The sequence below is a fragment of the Leucobacter soli genome (assembly GCF_042659205.1).
Classification (GTDB): Bacteria; Actinomycetota; Actinomycetes; order Actinomycetales; family Microbacteriaceae; genus Leucobacter; species Leucobacter soli.
This window is the reverse complement of the sequence record NZ_JBHSRW010000029.1, coordinates 1-19143: the sequence shown is the minus strand read 5'-3', so window position 1 is coordinate 19143 and position 19143 is coordinate 1. Positions and strand designations below refer to the sequence as shown.

Annotated in this window: 12 protein-coding genes; 6 read left to right on the top strand and 6 right to left on the bottom strand. The window is 70.3% G+C overall.

Annotated elements, in window-relative coordinates:
• Both ACFPZL_RS03640 and ACFPZL_RS03635 read left to right on the top strand, forming a co-directional pair.
• Positions 1-322 (top strand): zinc-dependent metalloprotease (locus tag ACFPZL_RS03640; RefSeq protein ID WP_382334726.1); only part of this gene is annotated, 322 nt, incomplete at its 5' end.
• A 199-nt stretch (positions 323-521) separates the two neighbouring features.
• Complete coding sequence (locus ACFPZL_RS03635) at positions 522-1520, top strand: hypothetical protein (RefSeq protein ID WP_218114103.1); 999 nt, start codon at positions 522-524, stop codon at positions 1518-1520.
• Here the strand turns inward: ACFPZL_RS03635 and ACFPZL_RS03630 are convergent.
• Entirely contained in the window at positions 1486-3273 is a 1788-nt protein-coding gene (locus ACFPZL_RS03630) for an ATP-dependent helicase (RefSeq protein ID WP_218114102.1), read from the bottom strand. The genes ACFPZL_RS03635 and ACFPZL_RS03630 overlap by 35 nt on opposite strands.
• On the bottom strand, positions 3266-4327 hold the full coding sequence (gene nudC / locus ACFPZL_RS03625; RefSeq protein WP_218114101.1) for an NAD(+) diphosphatase: 1062 nt from the start codon (positions 4325-4327) through the stop codon (positions 3266-3268). Before nudC ends, ACFPZL_RS03630 begins: the two co-directional genes overlap by 8 nt.
• A 93-nt stretch (positions 4328-4420) precedes the next feature.
• On the opposite strand from nudC, the gene ACFPZL_RS03620 reads away from it, so the two are divergent.
• Positions 4421-5770 carry a phosphotransferase gene (locus tag ACFPZL_RS03620; protein ID WP_218114100.1) on the top strand — a complete coding sequence of 450 codons (1350 nt, stop codon included), beginning with the start codon at positions 4421-4423 and terminating at the stop codon, positions 5768-5770.
• Here the strand turns inward: ACFPZL_RS03620 and ACFPZL_RS03615 are convergent.
• Complete coding sequence (locus tag ACFPZL_RS03615) at positions 5767-9120, bottom strand: ATP-dependent DNA helicase (protein WP_218114099.1); 3354 nt, start codon at positions 9118-9120, stop codon at positions 5767-5769. The genes ACFPZL_RS03620 and ACFPZL_RS03615 overlap by 4 nt on opposite strands.
• The gene (locus tag ACFPZL_RS03610; RefSeq protein ID WP_218114098.1) at positions 9117-12284 is read right to left on the bottom strand and encodes a UrvD/REP family ATP-dependent DNA helicase; all 3168 of its coding nucleotides are present in this window, start codon (positions 12282-12284) and stop codon (positions 9117-9119) included. The genes ACFPZL_RS03615 and ACFPZL_RS03610 overlap by 4 nt, the downstream gene beginning before the upstream one ends.
• A 217-nt stretch (positions 12285-12501) precedes the next feature.
• On the opposite strand from ACFPZL_RS03610, the gene ACFPZL_RS03605 reads away from it, so the two are divergent.
• The gene (locus tag ACFPZL_RS03605; RefSeq protein WP_218114097.1) at positions 12502-15180 is read left to right on the top strand and encodes a penicillin acylase family protein; all 2679 of its coding nucleotides are present in this window, start codon (positions 12502-12504) and stop codon (positions 15178-15180) included.
• Between the two features lie 220 nt (positions 15181-15400).
• The gene (locus ACFPZL_RS03600; protein ID WP_218114096.1) at positions 15401-15628 is read left to right on the top strand and encodes a DUF3107 domain-containing protein; all 228 of its coding nucleotides are present in this window, start codon (positions 15401-15403) and stop codon (positions 15626-15628) included.
• 52 nt (positions 15629-15680) lie between these two features.
• On the opposite strand, the gene ACFPZL_RS03595 is transcribed toward ACFPZL_RS03600, so the two are convergent.
• Both ACFPZL_RS03595 and ACFPZL_RS03590 read right to left on the bottom strand, forming a co-directional pair.
• On the bottom strand, positions 15681-16838 hold the full coding sequence (locus tag ACFPZL_RS03595; protein WP_382332244.1) for a methyltransferase domain-containing protein: 1158 nt from the start codon (positions 16836-16838) through the stop codon (positions 15681-15683).
• A gap of 11 nt (positions 16839-16849) precedes the next feature.
• Positions 16850-17572: a ferritin-like fold-containing protein gene (locus ACFPZL_RS03590; RefSeq protein WP_218114095.1), complete on the bottom strand. Its 723-nt coding sequence runs from the start codon at positions 17570-17572 to the stop codon at positions 16850-16852.
• Positions 17573-17738: 166 nt separating this feature from the next.
• Between ACFPZL_RS03590 and ACFPZL_RS03585 the strand changes: the two genes are divergently transcribed.
• Positions 17739-19130 carry a DEAD/DEAH box helicase gene (locus ACFPZL_RS03585; protein ID WP_382334722.1) on the top strand — a complete coding sequence of 464 codons (1392 nt, stop codon included), beginning with the start codon at positions 17739-17741 and terminating at the stop codon, positions 19128-19130.
• Positions 19131-19143: the final 13 nt, after the last annotated feature.

The following is a 19143-nucleotide window of genomic DNA, read 5'->3' as shown; positions in this document are numbered from 1 at the left end:
GCGCGAGGCCGCGGCGGTGTGGCGTCTCGTCGCGGAGCGCGGCGGCGTGAGCCGGCGCGACGGCCTCTGGGCGCACCCCGATCTGCTGCCGACTGCGGAGGAACTGGATCATCCCGCCCGCCTGCTCGAGCGTCTGGGACTCAGCGGGACCGAGCCCCGAGGGGCCGAACCCGACGAGTTCGACCGTGAGCTGGCACGCCTGCTCAGCGGAGAGCTGCCGCCGGCCGGGGAAGGCGAAGGTTCTCGCGGTGCGGAGCCCGGCGAAAACGGATCAGACGACGGCGCGCCCGGTGCACCGGGAGACGGGCCGGCTCCGGTCTGATCCGTATCCGGCCGGGCATACCCATCGAGCCCGGTGGGCGAGGGCCGACCATCGGTGCACGCGGACTCGGAGAGGCGCTGACCCGGAAAGGCGCCGACTCGGCGTTCACAACCCGGGCGCACTGGGCGATTTCCGCGCATTCGCGCTCGGACCTGTGCATAGACGCGGTCCGCGAGGATCTCGGGTACAGGCTTGAGACATGCCTCCCACCATCACCCGCATCGATCCCGATCTCCCGCTGTGCTGGGAGGACGAGCGCACGCTGAGACTCGGCTTCGAGCGCGCAGAAGTACGGATCGACCGGCCCTCCGCGACGGTGCAGCGACTCCTCGGTGCACTGCAGACCGGGATCCGCAGCGATCGACTCGAAGAGACCCTGTGCCGTCTCGGCGCGACCCCGATGGATTGGCTCGACCTCGTCGGTCGGCTCGAAACCGCGCTGCGGCATCTGCCCGTCGGAGGGCCGAGGGCGCTGAGCACCTCACCGCCCGCACGTCTCGACGTTCTCACAACCGGACCGCAGCACCTCGCGACGCACTTCCGCGAGGCCTGCGTCCGTGCCGGCTTCGGCTCGGCCCACGACTCGAATCCGAGCGCGACCCTCGACCCGGCTCCCGGATCGCTTGCGCCGACGTACCAGCGGTTCCGGCGACCCGGTCTCGTCATCGCGATCGAGCGCTATCTCGCCCCGTCCTTCGGGACCGATCCGCCACCGCCGAAGGGTCCGCCCCGACTCCTGGTCCGCTTCACCGACCGCAGCATCCTGGTCGGCCCGCTCATCTCCGATCCCGCCGATCCGTGCGCCGCATGCATACAGCTCGGGGACACCGATGCCGACCCGGCGCTACCCGTTCTCGCGGCGCAGCTGCTCGGCGAGATACCGGCGAGCGAGACCACGGCCTGCGCGGAGACCGCTGCGGCGCAGGCCGTCGCCCTCGTCCGGCGGTGGCGCGCCGGCCACGAGAGCCTGGGGAGGGTGCGCTATCGCATACCCGTGCAGGACGGGCTGCCGTTGCACCGGATCGAGGCCGAACCCGTAGAACCGCACCGCGAGTGCGGATGCGCGCTCGAACGGACCGGCTCGTCCAACCCGGCGATCACAGCCTCCACTCCGATCGACGCGATTCGCCCTGTTCACCCGGCGCACGAAGCGGCTCCGGCGGTCACCGCGCGAACGATAACCCGGCTTCCGCTATGAATCGCGAGGGCGCACGTCGCGAGCGGGCTCCACCGGCACTGCCGGAGATGCGGAGCCGATCCCGCGCCCGGGTCATGGCCACGTACGCGAGACGCCGTTCTTCGTCGATCGCCGTCTCCGTATCGGCGTAGACGATGGGCAGCACGCCTTCACTCATCCCGATCAGGTGGACCAGGGACCATTCGAGCCCTTTCGCGGCGTGCACAGCGCTGAGCGCGACTGCGTCGAGCGTCGGTTCGTGGTGCGCCCGGGACCGCGCGAGCAGCTCCTCGCTGAACTCCTGCACGCCGGTGCCCGGCGGCTGCTCGTCGACGAGGGCGAGGATGGCGTTCAGCGCCTGCCACTTCTCCCGCGCGGCGGCTCCCTCCGGCGGGGCGGTCTGCCAGCCGCAGGCGCGAAGCACATCGCTCACGATCTGGAAGAGCGGACGTTCGTCGGCCACCTTCGCCTGCCCGCGCATCACCATGACGGCCTGACGCACTTCGGCCCGATCGAAGAACCGCTGCGCACCGTGCACACGGACGTCGACCCCTGCCCGCTCCAGGGCAGCCTCGATGGCCGCCGACTGCGCGTTCGTGCGGTACAGGACCGCGATCTCGCTGGCCGGTGTACCCGCCGCGACCGCACCGCGGATCGAGGCCGCGACCGCCTCGGCCTCGTCCTGCTCGCTCGCGAACCATTCGCAGGCCGGCGGCGCGTCTCCCGGCCCCGTTGCGCCGTCTACCGTCGTGCTGCGCGCTGCACTGTCCGGCGAGCTGCCCACTGTACGGTTCGCCGCCGCGCTGATCGCCTCTCCGCGTACGGCCTGGAGCACGAGCGCGCCGGGACGGCCTCGCATGAGCCGGTTCGCCACGCGCACGATCGGCTCGGTCGACCGATAGTTCCGTTCGAGTCGGAACTCTCGCGCGTTCGGGTGCTCTCGCCCGAAACGCAGCAGGTACGAGCTGCTCGCACCGGTGAAACTGTAGATCGTCTGGCTCGCGTCGCCGACGACGCAGACGTCGTCGCGGTCGCCGAGCCAGACCCGCAGCAGCGCGTGCTGCAGCGGATTGACGTCCTGATACTCGTCGACCGTGAAGAAGCGATACCGTTCGCGCACCTGCATGACGGCGCGCGGTTCGGACTCCAGCAGACCGGTCGCGAGGATCAGTACGTCCTCGAAATCGATCTGTCGGCGCTCGTCGAGGATACGGCCGTAAGCCTCATGCAAGTCCAGCAGATGCTCGACGGTGACGCCGTCCGGCGGTGTGCGCGCTGCGGCCTCGGCGTCCTCCGACCGGAGGAGCGCGGCATAGCCCTCGAGGCTGAGCATCGAGACCTTGCGCCACTCAATCTCGGCGGCGACGTCGCGCAGCGTGTCGACCGGAAGCGACAGGCGCAGGGATTCCGCTGCCTGGGAGAGCACGGTGACCTTGCCGCCACTGAGGATCTGCGGCGCGGAGCCGCCGACGAACTGCGGCCAGAAGTGGCCGAGCTGCGCGAGGGCAGCACTGTGGAAGGTGTGCGCCGCCACGCCTTCCGCACCGAGCGCGCGCAGCCTCGCCTGCAGCTCGCCGGCCGCCTTTCGCGTGAACGTCACCGTGAGCACTCGATCCGGCGCGTACACTCCCGAGCGCACGCCGTGCGCGATCCGATGGGTGATCGTCCGGGTCTTCCCGGTGCCGGCGCCGGCAAGCACGGAGACCGGGCCGCGCAGGCACTCCGCGATCTGCCGCTGTTCCGGGTCGAGTCCCCCGAGCAGATCCTCAGTCATCCCTGGCCCGCTCCGCTGCGCCCGGGGCCGCGGCCTGCCCCGTGTCCAGGGTCCCCGCGGCTTCACCGGAAGCGTCGTCCTCCGCTACCCAGCGGTCGATGAGCCAGCGGGCGATAGAGACCGGCGCCGGGAGGCGGATACCGGGAGGCGGATCGCGCAACTCGTCACGGGTGAACCAGCGCAGCTCGGAGAGCTCGGTCGTGTCGGGGACCAGCTTCTCTGGATCGACTCCCTCCGCGAGCCGGGCGCTGAAACCCAGCATGAAGGATCGCGGGAACGGCCACGGCTGCGACGCGATGTACCGAGCAGCTTCGACGCGCAGTCCGGATTCTTCGAAGATCTCTCGCGCGACGGCTTCTTCGGCAGACTCCCCCGCGTCGATGAACCCGGCGAGCAGCGAGAAGCGCCCGGACTCCCAGAGCGCATTCGAGCCGAGCAGGAGCCGTTCTTCGTGCTCCACGCGCACGATGACCACCGGATCCATCCGGGGGAAGTGCTCGCCGCCGTGCGGGTCGGTGCGAGACCACCCGCCGCTCGTCGGACTGGTGGGGGCGCCGTCGCGCGCCGAGAATCCGGCCGTGCCGTGCCAGGCGAGGATCGCGCACGCCGCCGCCACCAGTTCCGCCTCGAGCGGCTCGAGCAGTCCGCCGAACTCCAGCGGCGGCCTCCAGCCCCCCGGGGGTTCCGGCAACCGGTCTCGACCGGGGGCCTCGGCGTTCTCCGTCGCTTCAGACCCGTCGTCTCCGTCTGCAGCGTCTCCGTCTGCAGCGCCTCCGTTTGCCGCGTCACTCTCGATGGCGATCGCGAACACGGGCGCGCCCGCAGCGCGCCCCAGATACACATGCTCCGTGCCGCGCGCCCCGAAGACCGGGACGAGGTCGAGTCGGGCTTCGCGATCACTCCATGCGCGCAGCGGCATGCGGCCGTCGCGTACCCGCAGCAGGCGTGCCGCGGGATCGGACCACGCCGCATCGAGCGCCGAGGGGCTCAAACGGGTGGGGCCGTCGCGATCCAGGTAGCCGCCGGTCATCGGCGGGTGGATCGAGCGTCCCATCCGTTTCCTCCTCGCCGCGCGAATCCCGTACCGTGCCGGATCCCGTGCGCGTGGCGCTCGCTCTCGCGGGGCACCGCTGCTTACGCTGTCAGTATGTCCAGCACTCCTCTCACTCTAGCCGCGCTCGCAACCTCGGCTGTGCCGGGTCTGCAGGTGGTGGGCGCTCGCGAACACACCCTCGACGGTGAGGGGGCGTTCAGCTCGGCCGTGCTCCTGACGGAGGATGCCGAGCTCATCGTCCGTGTGCCGCGCATCTCGTCGGCGGAGGTCCGGCAGTCGGCTGAGATGCTCGGGCAGGCCGCGCTCGCCGATGGTGCGCGCAGCGCGCTGCCCTTCCAAGCGCCCGAGACGCTCGGGATCACGCGCGCCGGTGAGACGCGCGCCGTCGTATCGACGTTTCTCCCCGGGGGACGCATCGTCGCAGCGGATCTCGCGAGCGACGCCCTCCTGCTGCAACCGATCGCCGAGACGCTGGCGGCGATCCACCGGCTGCCGCTCTCGCTCGTGAAGTCGGCGGGGCTGCCGGTGCGCGAGACGGAGGACGTGCGCCAGGCCGCGGCCCGCCTCGTCGAGCGCGCAGCGGCAACCCGGCTGCTGCCGGGCACCGTGCACGGCCGATGGCTCGACGCGCTCGCTTCGCACCGGTTGTGGGATTTCGCCCCGAACGTGGTGCACGGTTCCCTCGACGCGGACCACCTGCTGGTCGCGGATGAGCAGGTGGTCGGGGTGCTCGGCTGGGATGAGCTCTCGGTCGGAGACCCGGCGGTGGATCTCGCCTGGCTGCTCGAGGCGGGCCCCGAAGTCCTCGACAGCGTCCTCGCCCGCTACATGCAGCAGCGCGGTACCGGAGGCGGGGCCGAGCTCCGCGCGCGCGCGCAGTTCCATCACGAGCTCGGTGTCGCGAGGTGGCTGTTGCACGGGGTCGAGACGCACGACGATGCGGTCGTGGAGGACGCGATCGCGATGCTGGATCGCCTCGTCGACCGATTGACCGGGATGAGCGATCCCGCCCCGTCCCGCACGATCGCCTCGGCGGACGAGGTGGAGCGGCTGCTCGACGATATGCCGGATCCGCCGGAGGATCTCCGTTCCGAGACCGCGGAGCACGAGTCCCTCGACGAGGATCGGATGTTCTCGAGCGACGGCGACTTCGCCGACGAAGAGCCCCAGGATCGGGCGCCTGCTGGCGAGGAGGGACTGCCTGGCGTCGGAGACTCCGGCGGTTCGGGCATCGATCCGGATGACGGCGCGGCCGTGGACCTGCCTGCCGGATCTCCGAGCGACGGGGATGAGGATGGGCTGGAGTCCACGCAGCCGCTCGACGCACTGGAACTCCTCGAAGCCATCGGCCTCGGCGACGAGAGCGACGCGGACCCCCGCGATGCGCCGGCGCGCCAGGGCGAGGAGAACGGCCACGGGAGCGGCAGCGCCAGCGGCAGCTAGGCCGGCAGCGTCCCCGCGGCTTCGAGCCAGAGGCGTTCGAGCTCCTCCAGGCTGCGGCTTCCCTCTCCGCGCAGTTCCACGGCTTCGGACACGTAGAACAGGGACACGTCGATGCGTTCCGGATCGATGTCGGCCCAGCGCGCGTAGGCGTGCCGGTAGAGATCGAGCTGCAGGAAGCGCGAGGCGCGTTCCGCGTCGTTCGCGGGCGGACGACCGGATTTCCAGTCGACGATCTCGTAGCGGGCATCACTGCCGTCCCCGCTGCGGTAGACGGCGTCGAGCTTGCACACGAGTCGGCGGCCGGCGAACGGGAGGGTCACTTCGAGTTCCACTGCGATCGGGCGCCGGTCGGCCCACCGCGAGCGTTCGAAGGACTCGATGAGCGGTTCGAGTTCGCGCTCGAGCTCGAATTCCGCCCGGCCCGGATCCCATTCCTCGGGGTCGAAGCCGAAGAGCGGGAGCGCTGTCCCGGTGGCGGTCGTCGCCCGCCGCTCGACCCATTCGTGGAAGCGGTTCCCGATACGGGTGCGGCGGTAGGGGCGCTGCGGGACCGGTCGCAGTCGCCTCCGTTCCGCCTCCTCCGGGTCTTCCACGAACTCGTGGAAGGCGGAGGCGGTGATGCGTTCGGGCAGGCTCGCTTCCACGCGTCCGCCGTGTTGCGCCGCATCGCGTTCGGCAATCAGCAGGCGCACGGTCTCGTCGATTCCTCTACCTGACGCGTCCTCGTAGTCGATCTCGGCACGGAGGGCATCCGCGGCCCGCAATACGGCACCGGCCCGGGAGCCGAGCGGGTCGAGCGGCCATCGCAGGGTGAACTCGGTGGCCTCGCTCGGGTCCTCTTCGTGCACGCTCCGGACCGGGAGTCCAGTGAGGATGCCGTGCTCCTGCAGTTCGAGGAGATATGGCGAAGGGGCGCGTGCCGCACGCTGCCCGCCCCAGAACGAGCCGCTCAGCAGCAATCGGCCGGCTGAGCGGGTGACCGCCACGTAGGCGAGGCGGCGTTCTTCTTCCGCGTTGCGTGCTTTGAGTTCCGCAGTGTAGTCGTTGAGCCGGTCTTTGAGTTCCTGCTGGGTCGTCGCGATCCGCCAGTTCAGCTCCGGTCGGGCGGCGGCGTCGCCGCGCAGCTCGTCGGGCAGTTGCCCCTTGCGCAGCCATCCGACGCCGTCCCGCGGACTGGAGGGGAACTCGCTCTCGACGAGCCGGGGGACGGCGACGAGATCCCATTCCAGCCCTTTGGCCCCGTGCGCGGTGATGAGGTGCACGGTGCCGGGTGCGGGGGCGGCGACATGTTCGGCGGCTTCGTCCGCTTCGACGGCCCGCTCGATCCATTCGAGGAGCGAGGGCAGCGTGCTCCGGCTATCGATGGCGAGGAAGTTCTCGACGATGTCGGTGAAGGCATCGAGGTTCGCGAGTGCGGCCGCTCCCCCGTCGTGCTCGCGCGTCTCGTTCGCTTCGAGCTCGATATCGAGGCGGAGCGCGCGCACCACTGCACCGATGAGTTCGACGATGTCGCCTCCGACTCCTTGCCGGAGCGAGGCGAGGAGGTCGCCGGCCTCGCGCAGGCGGTTCCGGCCGCAGTCGCTGATTCCGGCGAGTGCGGGATGGTGAGGGTCCGAGATCGCAGCTATCTGGTCGAGCGCGTCGATGAGGGTGAACCGCCGGTCGGGATCCGGCAGCACCCGATCCGCCTCCGCGTCCTCGTCGCTGAGCCGCCGCTGGGACACGTCGCGCTGCGCGAACCAGCGGGCGGTGTCGCGCAGGCCTGCGATGTCGGCGACGCCGATGCGGAAGCGGGGCCCCGCGAGCAGGCGGATGAGGTCGCCGCCGGCGTCCGCGTACCAGAGGCAGCGCAACGCGCTCACGGCATCGGTGACTTCCGGTGTGCTGAGGAGCCCGCCGAAGCCGACGATACGGTTCGGTACTCCGGCGTCGGTGAGCGCTGCAGCGAACGCGCCCATGTGGCGCCGCTTCCGGAAGATCACTGCCGCGCTCGGCAGCTCGCCGTGCTCGGACACGTGCGCGGCGCGGGCCTGCACCATCCAGGCGGCGAGTTGCTGGCGCTCCTCGTGAATCGTCTCCGGGTAGAGCCATTCGACCGTGCCGGTACTCGCTCCCGGTCTCGGTGCGAGCCGCGGTACGTCTATCGGCGAGTCTGCGACGTGCGGCGCGGAGATCGCATTCGCCGAGCCGAGGACGGCGACCGGATTCCGCCAGCTCGTGGACAGGCTCAGGGTGGCCCCACCGGGCGCCGCGGCATCGCGGGTTCGGCCGGGACTCCGGAAATCTCGGTGGAACGATGCCAACCCGTCCGCGGAGGCGCCGCGCCAGCCGTAGATGGACTGGTGCGGGTCCCCGACCGCCATCACGGACGACCCGGCGAAGATCATCGAGAGCAGCCGGGTCTGACCGACCGAGGTGTCCTGCGTTTCGTCGAGCAGCACGACCGGGTGGCGACGGCGCAGAGTATCGATCGCGTCGGGTGAGCGTTCGAGCGCTCGCGTGGCGAGCGCCAGCTGGTCGGAGAACTCGATGAGGCCACGCCGCCGTTTCTCGGCCGCGAACTCGCGTGCGAGCCGGGTGAGAAGCGGCGTCTCGGAGACATTCGCGACGGCGTCGCGGACTGCCGCGTAGTTCTTGCCGCCGGGGCCCCCGATGGGGTCTTTGTCGTTGTAGGGAAGGTCGAGTACGCGCCCGAACTCCGCGACGACCTGCTCGACTCGTTCGAATGAGGTGAGGTGGTCGGCGACGGCATGGTCGATCGCGATCAGGTGCTTGACGAGCTGGGGGGTGCGGAGCCCGCTCGCCACCAGGTCGCCGTCCTCGCTCGTGAGGACGACTTCTCGGGCTATGCGCCAGGCCGTGGCTTCGTCGATCACCGCAGCACCCGGTGCGATACCCGCGGCGACTCCGAACTCCTGCAGCACCCCGGCGGCGAAGGAGTTGTAGGTGCTGACCTCTGGCAGGTCCAGCCCGTCGGCGAGGGCCGCACCGAGGTCGCTCGCTCGTGCGGATTCGGCCGCATCGAGCGTGCCGAGCTCCGCGGCTTCTGCGAGCCGGGCACCGAACCGCTCGAGCCGGCCGGCGATGCGCTCGCGCAATTCTCCCGCAGCTTTCCGCGTGAAGGTGAGGCCGAGCACCTGTTCGGGGGCGACGAGGCCGTTCGCGACGAGCCAGACGACGCGGTTCGCCATCGTCTCGGTCTTTCCGCTGCCGGCGCCCGCGACGACGAGGGCACTGCCGCCGAGCGGGTGCTCGATCACCGCGCGCTGCTCATCGGTCGGGAGGATGGGCGTCGCCGAGGGCCCCGCGAGGAGCTCGGCGACCCGGATGGCCGGGAATACGACGTTCATGCGTGGCTCACCGCCTCGATGATGTGGAGGCGGCATTCTCCGGGGCTGAAGGAGTCGCTGCAGTGGTGCTCGACCCGCGCGGTGAACGACTCTGCGGCCATGACGCGGGCGATCTCGGCGACCCGCTGCACCAGCGCGTTCCGCGCCTCCTCGCTCAGCGGCGCCTGCGCGCGTTCCACGAAGCCTCGGCCCTTCGTCGCCTTCGGATGCACGAAGAGCAGGCGAGCTCCGCCGTTCGAGACACCGTCGGGGTCTATGCCCTCCGCGGCCTCCAGCGCCTCGCTGAACGCACCCGTTTCGATGGCCAGCTGATAGGCCTGCAGCTGTGCATGCCGCTCGGTCGCGGGGCCCGACGGCGGGTTCGCGCCGGTCTTCAGGTCGAGCACCGCGAGTTCCACTCCCTCGGACCGTCGCCGCAGCTCGAGTCGGTCGACCTTGCCTCGCAGCTCCGCTTCGCCGAGGGGCACATTGAAGCCGGTCTCGCGTCCCACGAGTTCGCGGTCGGACGCCTCGAATTCGCGTAGGTAGTCCGCGAGTCCTGCCGCCATCTCGGCGGCGGTCCCGAGGGCGCGCTCGGCGTCCCAGTCCGCGTCGAACGGCAGCTTGCGCCACTCTCGCAGGATGCCGGCGAGCAGTTGCTCCGGATCGTCGCTCTGCGCGGTCTCGAAGGCATGGTGCACCAGCGTGCCGAGGTTCATCTCGACGGTACCGGATCCGCCTCCGAGCGCTCCGATCACCCAGTCGAGCGGGCACGTCTCCGCGCGTTCCATCTGCGAGGGGCTGACCGGCACCCGTGACTCCGGAGCTCCGAGGTCGTGGAGGGGCGCGTCGGTGCTGGGTGCCGACACGCCGTACCATTCGTCCGGGTGGGCGCCCGGTGCCCCGCTGCGGGCGAGCTCGACGAGCGAGCCGAGGGCGTCCCCGTCCTCGGGATCCGCTACCAGTCGCCGCCGCATCGCGGCGGTCGCCCCGCGCAACGTGAGTCGGGAGCTCGGCATCCCCTCCTGGAGATGCGCGCTGCCGAAGCCGAAGAACGGGCTCGGGTGATGATCCTCGTCGCTGATCGCGACCACCAGCAGTTCGTCGCAAGCGCGCGAGCAGGCCTGCGCGTAGAGCCGGAGTTCGTCATGGATCGTGTCCCGCCTGGAGGGGTCGTCGGCCGACCCGCCGCGCAGCCATCGTTCCAGCGCCACCGCGCCCAGCAACGATCCACGAGCACGGGTGTTCGGCCAGGCGCCGTCCTGCGCGCCGACGATGGCCACGAGGTCGAATTCGCGACCTATCGTGCCCTGCGGCGTCGTGACGGTCACCGCGTCCCGCTGCGCGCGCTGTGCGAGGGAGTCCTCCGGCACCGCGCTCTCGAGCAGTTCCTCCAGCAGTTGCTCGATCGGCTGCGAGCTGTCCTGCTCCTCATGCCGCTGGAGCGCGAAGAAGAGCCCCATCGTCGCGTCGAGAGAGCGCTGCGCTTCGTCCGCCCGGCCTCCGCGTCCGTTCAACGCCCGCTCCTGCCATTCGTCGGCGAGTTTCGTCGTGCTCCACAGCGCCCACAGCGTCTCGCGTGCGGTGCCACCACTGCGGTGATCGTCCTCCCCCGCTGCGGCGATGCGGCCGAGTCGCCGCAGCGCGCGGCCTCCTCGGCTGTCGACCAGCGGCTCGGTGCCGGGGTGCGCGAAGGCGTCGAGCAGCACGTCATCGGTGGCGCGAGCCTCCCGGCCCGCATCGCTCGCATCGCGCCGCTCCAGAAGCATCACTGCGCCTCGCAGTCGGCGCACCGCGACCGGGTCGAGACCACCGATCGGCCCGGCGAGCAGGTCGAGGACATCGGAGGCGCTGAACGCGGCGAGTCCCAGCGCATGCTGCAGCAGACGAATCAGATTCCTGACGGCCCGATGCTCGCGCAGCACGATGCCACCGGCCGTGACGCCGGTCGGCACCTGATGCGCGGCGAGACCTCGGGCGAGGCGCGATGCCTCGGTGCGCGATCGGCAGACGACGGCCATCCGCCCCCAGCGCAGGGGCTCGCGACCATCTAGCCCCAGATGCCTGGCGCGGAGGCGGTGCGCGATGATCCCCAGCTGTTCCGACGGAGAAGCCGCAGTCGCGAACCGCACCTCGTCCCCCGTACGTTCCACCGCCGAGGCGGAGGCCTCGCGCTGTCGCGGCATCCCGGCCGAACCGAGCCGCGAGGTGAGCCCCCGGACGAAACCGCGAAGCTCCGCACCGTGGCGGTGCACGGTCTCGAGTACGACCACCTGCTCGGGCTCGCTTCGCACCCCCCGCCGACCGAGCTCGGCCGCGAAGTCCATCAGCACACGAGCACGCTCTCCTCGGAAGGTCTCGGTCGCGATGTCGGGATCGCCGAACAACCAGACACGGCTTCCTGCGGCGGCGCAGGAAGCGATCAGCGCCAGCTCCCCCTCACCGATCTCCTGCGCGTCGTCGACCAGGATCAGCCGGGGCGGAGCCACGCGCCCCGCGTTCACGCACCGGCTCGCCTCCCGGATCAGGCCGCTCGAGCTCAGCTCCGCCGGACGGTCTTCGGCGAGCCGCCGACCGGCCTCCGCCACCAGGCGCAGCGCATACTCCCATCGATCGAGCAGCCCCGAATCCGGCGCTTCGGTCACGGCCTCGCTCGCAGCGCGGTGACGCGCATCGTCGAGCCGCCGCGCGAGCGCATCCGGGTCGAGATCGAAATCGTCGAGCACCCGCCAGAATTCTCGGAGCTCCGCGCGAAACGTCGGGCTTCTGAGCACTTCGGGGACGAGCGCGCCCGTCGCCCCTTCCGACTCGATCATCCGCTCCACCGTCGCTGCGATCCCCTCGTCCTGCACCGTCCCGGTGAGCAGCCGTGGAGCCGGCTCGCCGGTGGCCGCAGCCGCCTCCGCGAGCACGGCGAAGGCCAGCGAGGCCGGCGTCCGCGCGGGAGCACCGCCGAGCGCATGCGGGATCCGTGTCTCGATCCCGGCACGGAGCGACGCCGCCGCGAGGCGATTCGGCGCCAGCGCGAGCACCTCGGATTCCGACCACCCGGGGAGTTCCAAAGCCCTCGCATACACCTCGGCGAGCAGACGTGTCTTTCCCGTGCCGGGAGCACCGAGCACGCGGGCGTGGCGAGAGGCGTCGAGGCCGAGCACGCGCTCCTGGGAGGGATCGAAACGGATCATGCTGCAAGCCTAGGATGCACCTCCGACATCGATACTGATACGCGCCTCGCACGAGCCCGACTCGGCCTCGGGCTGGTTGCCGAGCCCGGCGGTGGAGAGGTCGACGCCGCTAGGAGCGTCAAAGCCTGTTTGTCGAATGCGCACAGGTGCGGCGACGGATGTCGGAGGGCCGTGGCAGACTTGCCGCAGCATCCCCGACACGAGCGAAGGAGCCGCGATGACGCAGCCCGACGGACCGATCAGCGAGGCCGAGGCGACCCAGGCCCGGCCGAAGCGCAAGAAGCGTCGACTGCTGCGATTCCTCGGGTGGACACTGGCGACTCTCCTGGTGCTCGCCCTCGTGGCGGGCGGGTTCGGCGTGTGGACCGTCATGCGCTCCTGGCCGCAGACGAGCGGCACGCTCGACGTCGCCGGGCTGGAGCAGACGGTCACCGTGCAGCGCGACAAGAGCGGCATCCCCACGATCACGGCGACGAACACCCGCGATCTCTTCATCGCGCAGGGATTCGTCCACGCGCAGGACCGCTTCTGGGAGATGGACATGCGCCGTCACGTCACGAGCGGGCGCCTCAGCGAACTCTTCGGCGAGTCCCAGGTGGGCACGGACACGTTCCTGCGCACGCTCGGCTGGCACGACATCGCCCAGCAGGAGGTCGATGCGCTGCCGGCCGAGACGCGGGGATACTACGAGGCGTACGCCGAGGGCGTGAACGCCTACCTGGCGCAGCGCTCCGGAGCCCGACTCTCGCTCGAGTACGCCGTGCTCGGCCTGCAGAACGCCGACTACGCACCCGAGCCCTGGACGCCCGCGGACTCGGTCGCCTGGCTGAAGGCGATGGCCTGGGATCTGCGCACCAACATCGAGGAGGAGACGGAACGCGCACTGCTCGCGCAGCGCATCGGACCGGCCGAGATCGACGCGCTCTACCCCGACTACCCCTTCGACGAGCATCCGGTGATCGTCGACCGGGAGTGGGGCGATACCGATCGGGCCGAGGGCGACGTCCGTCCGCCGCTGTTCTCAGTCGCCCCCGCGGGGGCCGACGCCCAGTCACCAGACTTCACCGGCAGCACGGATTCCGAAGCGGCGACGGCGCTCGACGCACTCGCCGTCGTCGACGCGATGCTCACCGGGCAGGGCGAGGGCATCGGCTCAAACTCGTGGATCGTCTCGGGCGAGCACACCGAGACGGGACTGCCACTGCTCGCCAACGATCCGCACCTCGGGGCGGAGCTCCCCTCGGTGTGGAACCAGATGCAGCTGCGCTGCGCCGACGTGACCGAGGCGTGCCCCTTCGATGTGGCCGGCTTCAGCTTCTCCGGGCTTCCCGGCATCGTGATCGGGCACAACGACCGGGTCGCGTGGGGATTCACCAATCTGACGACCGATGTCGCCGACCTCTACATCGAGCGCGTCGACGGCGGAGACTACTGGCTCGACGGAGAGAAGCAGGCGCTCGACACCCGCACCGAGACACTGAAAGTCGCCGGCGGCGACGACGTGACGTTCGAGGTCCGCTCGACCGGGCACGGCCCGATTCTCTCCGGTCTCACCGCGGACTTCACGGCCATCGCTGAAGATCCCCGATACGCGGTCCGCCACGCCTGGGGACCCGGCGTCTCGGACCCTCAGGAGGACGCTGACGAGCTGGAGCGGGACGCCCCGAGCGGGGACTTCGCGGTCAGCCTGCGCTGGACGGCGTTGGACCCCGGAAGCACCGCGCAGGCGATCTTCGACCTGAACCTCGCGCAGAGCTTCGACGACTTCCGGGTCGCCGCCTCGAACTTCGACGTACCGGCGCAGAACCTCGTCTACGCCGATGTCGACGGCAACATCGGCTACCAGACGCCGGGGCGCCTCCCGATCCGCGGCGCGGGGAACGGCTGGCTGCCGCAGCCGGGCTGGGCGAGCGACTACGACTGGCAGGGCTTCATCCCCTTCGCCGAGCTGCCCACGAGCTACAACCCCGAGAGCGGCTACATCGTGACGGCGAACAACGCGATCGTCAGCAACGCCTACCCGTACGAGCTCAGCTGGGACTGGGACTACGGGTATCGCGCTGCACGCATCGTCGAGCTGCTGGAGCAGCGGATCGCCGCAGGACCGTTGACCGCCGACGATCTGCACGAGATCCAGCTCGATAATCAGATGCCGGCGGCGGGCTCCCTGCAGACCCTCTACGCCGACGTCGCTGCCGACGACCCGGCGGTGCAGCAGGCGCTCGACGGGCTCGCCGAGTGGGACGGCCAGAACGATGCGGACTCGTCCGAGGCCGCGTACGCGAACGTGCTCTGGCGACAGACGGCCGCTCTGTTCGCGCAGCATTTCGGCGACGATATCCCGCTCAGCGACCAGTCGCGGTTCGCCCTGCTGCTCGAACTCGCACTCGATGCGAACTCGAGCACCAATGCGGTCTGGAATGACGCGCTCCCGGACGCCGACGCGCTCGCACTCGCCGCAACCCGCGCCTACGAGGAGCTGAGCGCGACGCAGGGGACGGATCAGTCGAAGTGGAACTGGGGAAAGCTGCACGCACTCCCGCTGACCCACGGCACCTTCGGCGAGAGCGGCATCGCCCCCATCGAATGGCTGTTCAACCGTGGGCCGTACCCGACGGGAGGCGGCTCGGGCGTGGTGAACGCGACGGGTTGGACGCTCGACGGTGAGGACTATGCGACGGAGACCGTACCCTCGCTGCGCATGGTCGTGGACGTGAGCGACTGGGACGCCTCGAACTGGGTGAACCTGACCGGGCAGAGCGGCCATGCGTTCCACACGCACTACGTCGATCAGACGAAGGACTGGGCGAACGGCGTGCAGCGCCCCTGGGCGTACTCCCCCGAGGCGGTCGACGCGGCGACGGCGGACACGCTGACGCTGCAGCCGGCACCGTAGTCGGGGACGGCTGCTACACCATAACCAGGGCAGCCCTACCCGACGCCGCCGGAGACGCCTCCCGGGACGCGGCGTCGCGCGGATCCCGCGGGCAGAGCGGGCAGAGTCTGCTGCGAGCGAACGACGGCTGGTTTCGCATCGCCGGCCGCGTCGGGCACCGTAGACTCGCAACAGCAATGACCCAGCATCGCGCCCGGCGCGGTCGACCCAGGAGGCACCCGTGGAAGTTCGCATCGGCATCGTTCAGTCGCCCCGAGAGATCAGCTTCGAGACCGACGCGGCGGCTGAAGACGTGCGCGCGACCGTGGAGTCCGCGCTCGCGGAGGGCAAGCAGCCGCTCGTGACCTTCACCGACAGCAAGGGCAAGCAGTATCTCGTGCCCACTGCGGCGATCGCCTACGTCGAGCTCGGCGGCGACGCCGGTCGCAAGGTCGGCTTCATCAGCTGAGGCGGAGCCGCCTCGAACCCGTCGATCCCGGCGGCCTGACCCACCGGCGAAATCACCCGCCGACGCGCTCGAGCAGCACCGCGACCTCGAGATGCGAGGTGTGCGGGAACATGTCGAAGACCCGCGCCTCGCGCAGGGCGTACGACGGCATGGCGGCGAGATCCTTCGCCAGCGACTCGGGGTTGCAACTCGAGTAGACGACACGCGGTACGCCCGAACCTTCGAGAAACGCGGCGAGCACCTCGCCGATGCCGCGCCGCGGCGGGTTCACGATCACCAGTTCGGGCAGCTCCTCGGGCGCCGCGGCGAGCGCGAACTCCGTCGCATCCGCAGCCTCGAAGCGCGCCGGGAGCCCGGCTTCTCTAGCGGATCGTCTGGCCGAGTCGACTGCGGCGGCGCTGAGTTCGACACCCAGCACGGCTCGCCCCGGAGCCGCGACGTGCAGGGCGAAGCCGCCGACCCCGCAATAGAGGTCCCACACCGATGCCGGGCTGCAGCCGGCGACCCATGAGGCGACCTGCCCGTAGAGTTCGCGGGCGACGACGGTATTCGTCTGGAAGAAGCTCTGCGGCCTGAGGTGCAGCGCGACCGGGCCGAGGTCCATCCGGAGCGCCGATCCGTGCAGCAGCTCCTCGCGTTCGCCCTCGAGCACGGCGCGGTGCTCGGGCAGCAGGTTGACCGAGATGACGGCCGCCTGCGGCAGCAGTGCGCGCAGTTCGCCCAGACGGGCGCGGATCGTCGTGAGCCCGTGCTCGGTCCGCGTCACGAAGCGCAGCATGAGCTCGCCGCTCGGCGCGAGCGTCACATGCACGAACTTGAGTTCGCCCCGCCGGGCCGGCACGTCGTACGGCGCAAGAGCGGTGCGCTCGAGGAAGGCGGCGAGCACGGGGATTGCCGCGGCGATCTCCGGAGCCTGAATGGCGCACTCGCGCAGGTCGACGCCCTCGCCCGACGGTCCAAGGATGCCGAGCCGGATGCCGCCCGGGCGACCGCCGGTGCCACCCACGACCAGCTTGGCGCGGTTGCGGAACCCGCGATCCCCACCGCTGAAGGCGGGCAGCCACACCGCCTCAGGAGCTCCGGGGAGCAGCGCGCGGCAGCGCGCCTCCTTCGCCGCGAGCTGGGCGTCGTAGGGCGTCTCGATGAGTGCGCAGGATCGGCATTCGCCCGAAGCGAAGTAGCGGCACTGCAGCATCGGCAGGGTCGTCACGACGGCACCGCCTACGCGGTCAGACCGAGATCGTCCATCCGGCGGATGTGGTCGGCGATCAGCTCGGTGAAGACGGGCTCGACCTCGCTCTCGACGAACGCGCGGCCGTCGCTGAGCGCGAGCACGTGCCGGGACACCAGCAGCGTGTCGCCGACGAGTCGACGCCCCCAGAGCGCGAGCCGGTTCGCGAGCGAGGGATCCGCGGCGATCTCCGCCGCGAGCAGGTCCCGCAGCTCGACGCGGCCCGCCGTGTCGTTCAGGATCGCGATGGCATCGTTGCGGTACCCGTCCTTGAGCCCACCTGCGAGCGAGGCGAAGAAGCCGTCGAACAATCCTCCGACGAGGTAGATCGAGAGCACGTACTGATGCCAGTCCGGCGTGTCGATCCGCTCGATGTAGCGGTCGATCATGGGGGTGAACGGCTCCATGACGAGATGCGGTTCGTGGCCCCGGCGACGGATCTCGTCCGTGAGCCGCTGATGCTTCGTGAGGGTCGCCCCGGCGGCGCGGGCGAGCACATCCTTCGATTGCAGTGCGGGGGCGCCGACGACGGCACGAGCAGACGCCTCGTAGAGTTCGAGCTGCAGATAGGCGGCCAGGCCGAGGAACGGCATGATCTTCGGCGCGAACTCGGCGAGCTCGACCCGCTGGGCGTCGTCGGCTGCCTGACGCGAGCCCAGCTTGCGGGCAGGCGCGGCGGACTTCTTGCCCAGCTTCTTGATCCACTCGAACACGTCGCCAGTGTACCGGCGACCGAGGGCGGCTACCGCATAGACTGGAGACCGCAGACGGCGCCGCAATCGTCGGCTGCAGTCAGATGCGGGCGCCGTGGAGCGCTCGCTCGCTACGCCTGGGGATGAGTCAGCGCGTAGCACCGCACCTCACCGACAGGACACCGCAGTGGCAACGTTCACCGAACTCGGCGTCGACCAGGACATGGTCGACGCGCTCGCAGGCCAGGGCATCGTCGATGCCTTCCCGATCCAGGAGCAGACGATCCCGCTGGCTCTCGAGGGCCAGGACATCATCGGCCAGGCCAAGACCGGCACCGGCAAGACCTTCGGCTTCGGCCTGCCGCTGCTGCAGCGCATCGGCGAGAACCCCGAGCCGGGCGTGCAGGCGCTCGTCGTCGTGCCGACCCGCGAGCTCGCGGTGCAGGTCTTCGAGGATCTCGATCTCGCGGCGAAGGGCCGCAAAGCGCAGGTCACCGCGATCTACGGCGGCAAGGCCTACGAGGGTCAGATCGAACAGCTGAAGGCGGGAGCGCAGGTCGTGGTCGGCACGCCCGGCCGCCTGCTCGACCTCGCGGGCCAGCGCCTCCTCGACCTCAAGAACGTGCGCGAGATGGTGCTCGACGAGGCCGACAAGATGCTGGATCTCGGATTCCTCGCCGATATCGAGAAGCTCTTCGCGCAGACCCCCGACACCCGCCACACGATGCTGTTCTCTGCGACCATGCCGGGCACGATCGTCGCGCTGGCGCGCCGCTTCATGCGCAATCCGATCCATATCCGTGCCACCGACCCCGACGAGGGCGCGATGCAGGCCAACATCGAGCACATCGTCTACCGGGCGCACTCGCTCGACAAGGACGAGGTGATCGGCCGCATCCTGCAGGCCGAGGGCCGCGGCAAGACCGTGATCTTCATGCGCACGAAGCGGGCCGCCGCCAAGCTGCAGGAGGAGCTGGTGGATCGCGGGTTCTCCGCGGCCAGCGTGCACGGCGATCTGAACCAGGATCAGCGCGAACGCGCAATGGCGGCGTTCAAGGCCGGCAAGAAGGACATCCTGATCGCGACCGATGTCGCCGCCCGCGGCATCGACGTCGACGATGTGACCCACGTCATCAATCACACGGTTCCCGACGACGAGAAGACCTATCTGCACCGCGTCGGTCGCACCGGTCGCGCGGGCCGCACCGGTATCGCGGTGACGTTCGTCGACTGGGACGACATGCACAAGTGGGCGCTGATCAACAACGCTCTCGACTTCGGCACGCCCGAACCGCGCGAGACCTACAGCTCTTCGCCGCACCTGTACGAGGATCTGAAGATTCCCGAGGGTACGAAGGGCCGCCTGAAGGCGACTCCGGTGAAGGATCGCGCCCCGCGCGACGGCGGCCGCGGGGCGGGCGGGCGCAGCGAGCGCGGCGAAGGATCGCGAGAAGGATCCGGCCGCAGCCGCGAGCGTCGCCGTACGCGCAGCGACAACCCGCAGGGCAGAGGCCGTCACGAGGCGCACGGCCACGAGGGCCAAGATGCTCGACGGCAGCCCGGCCCCGACCGCGGATGAATTGTGATGGGCG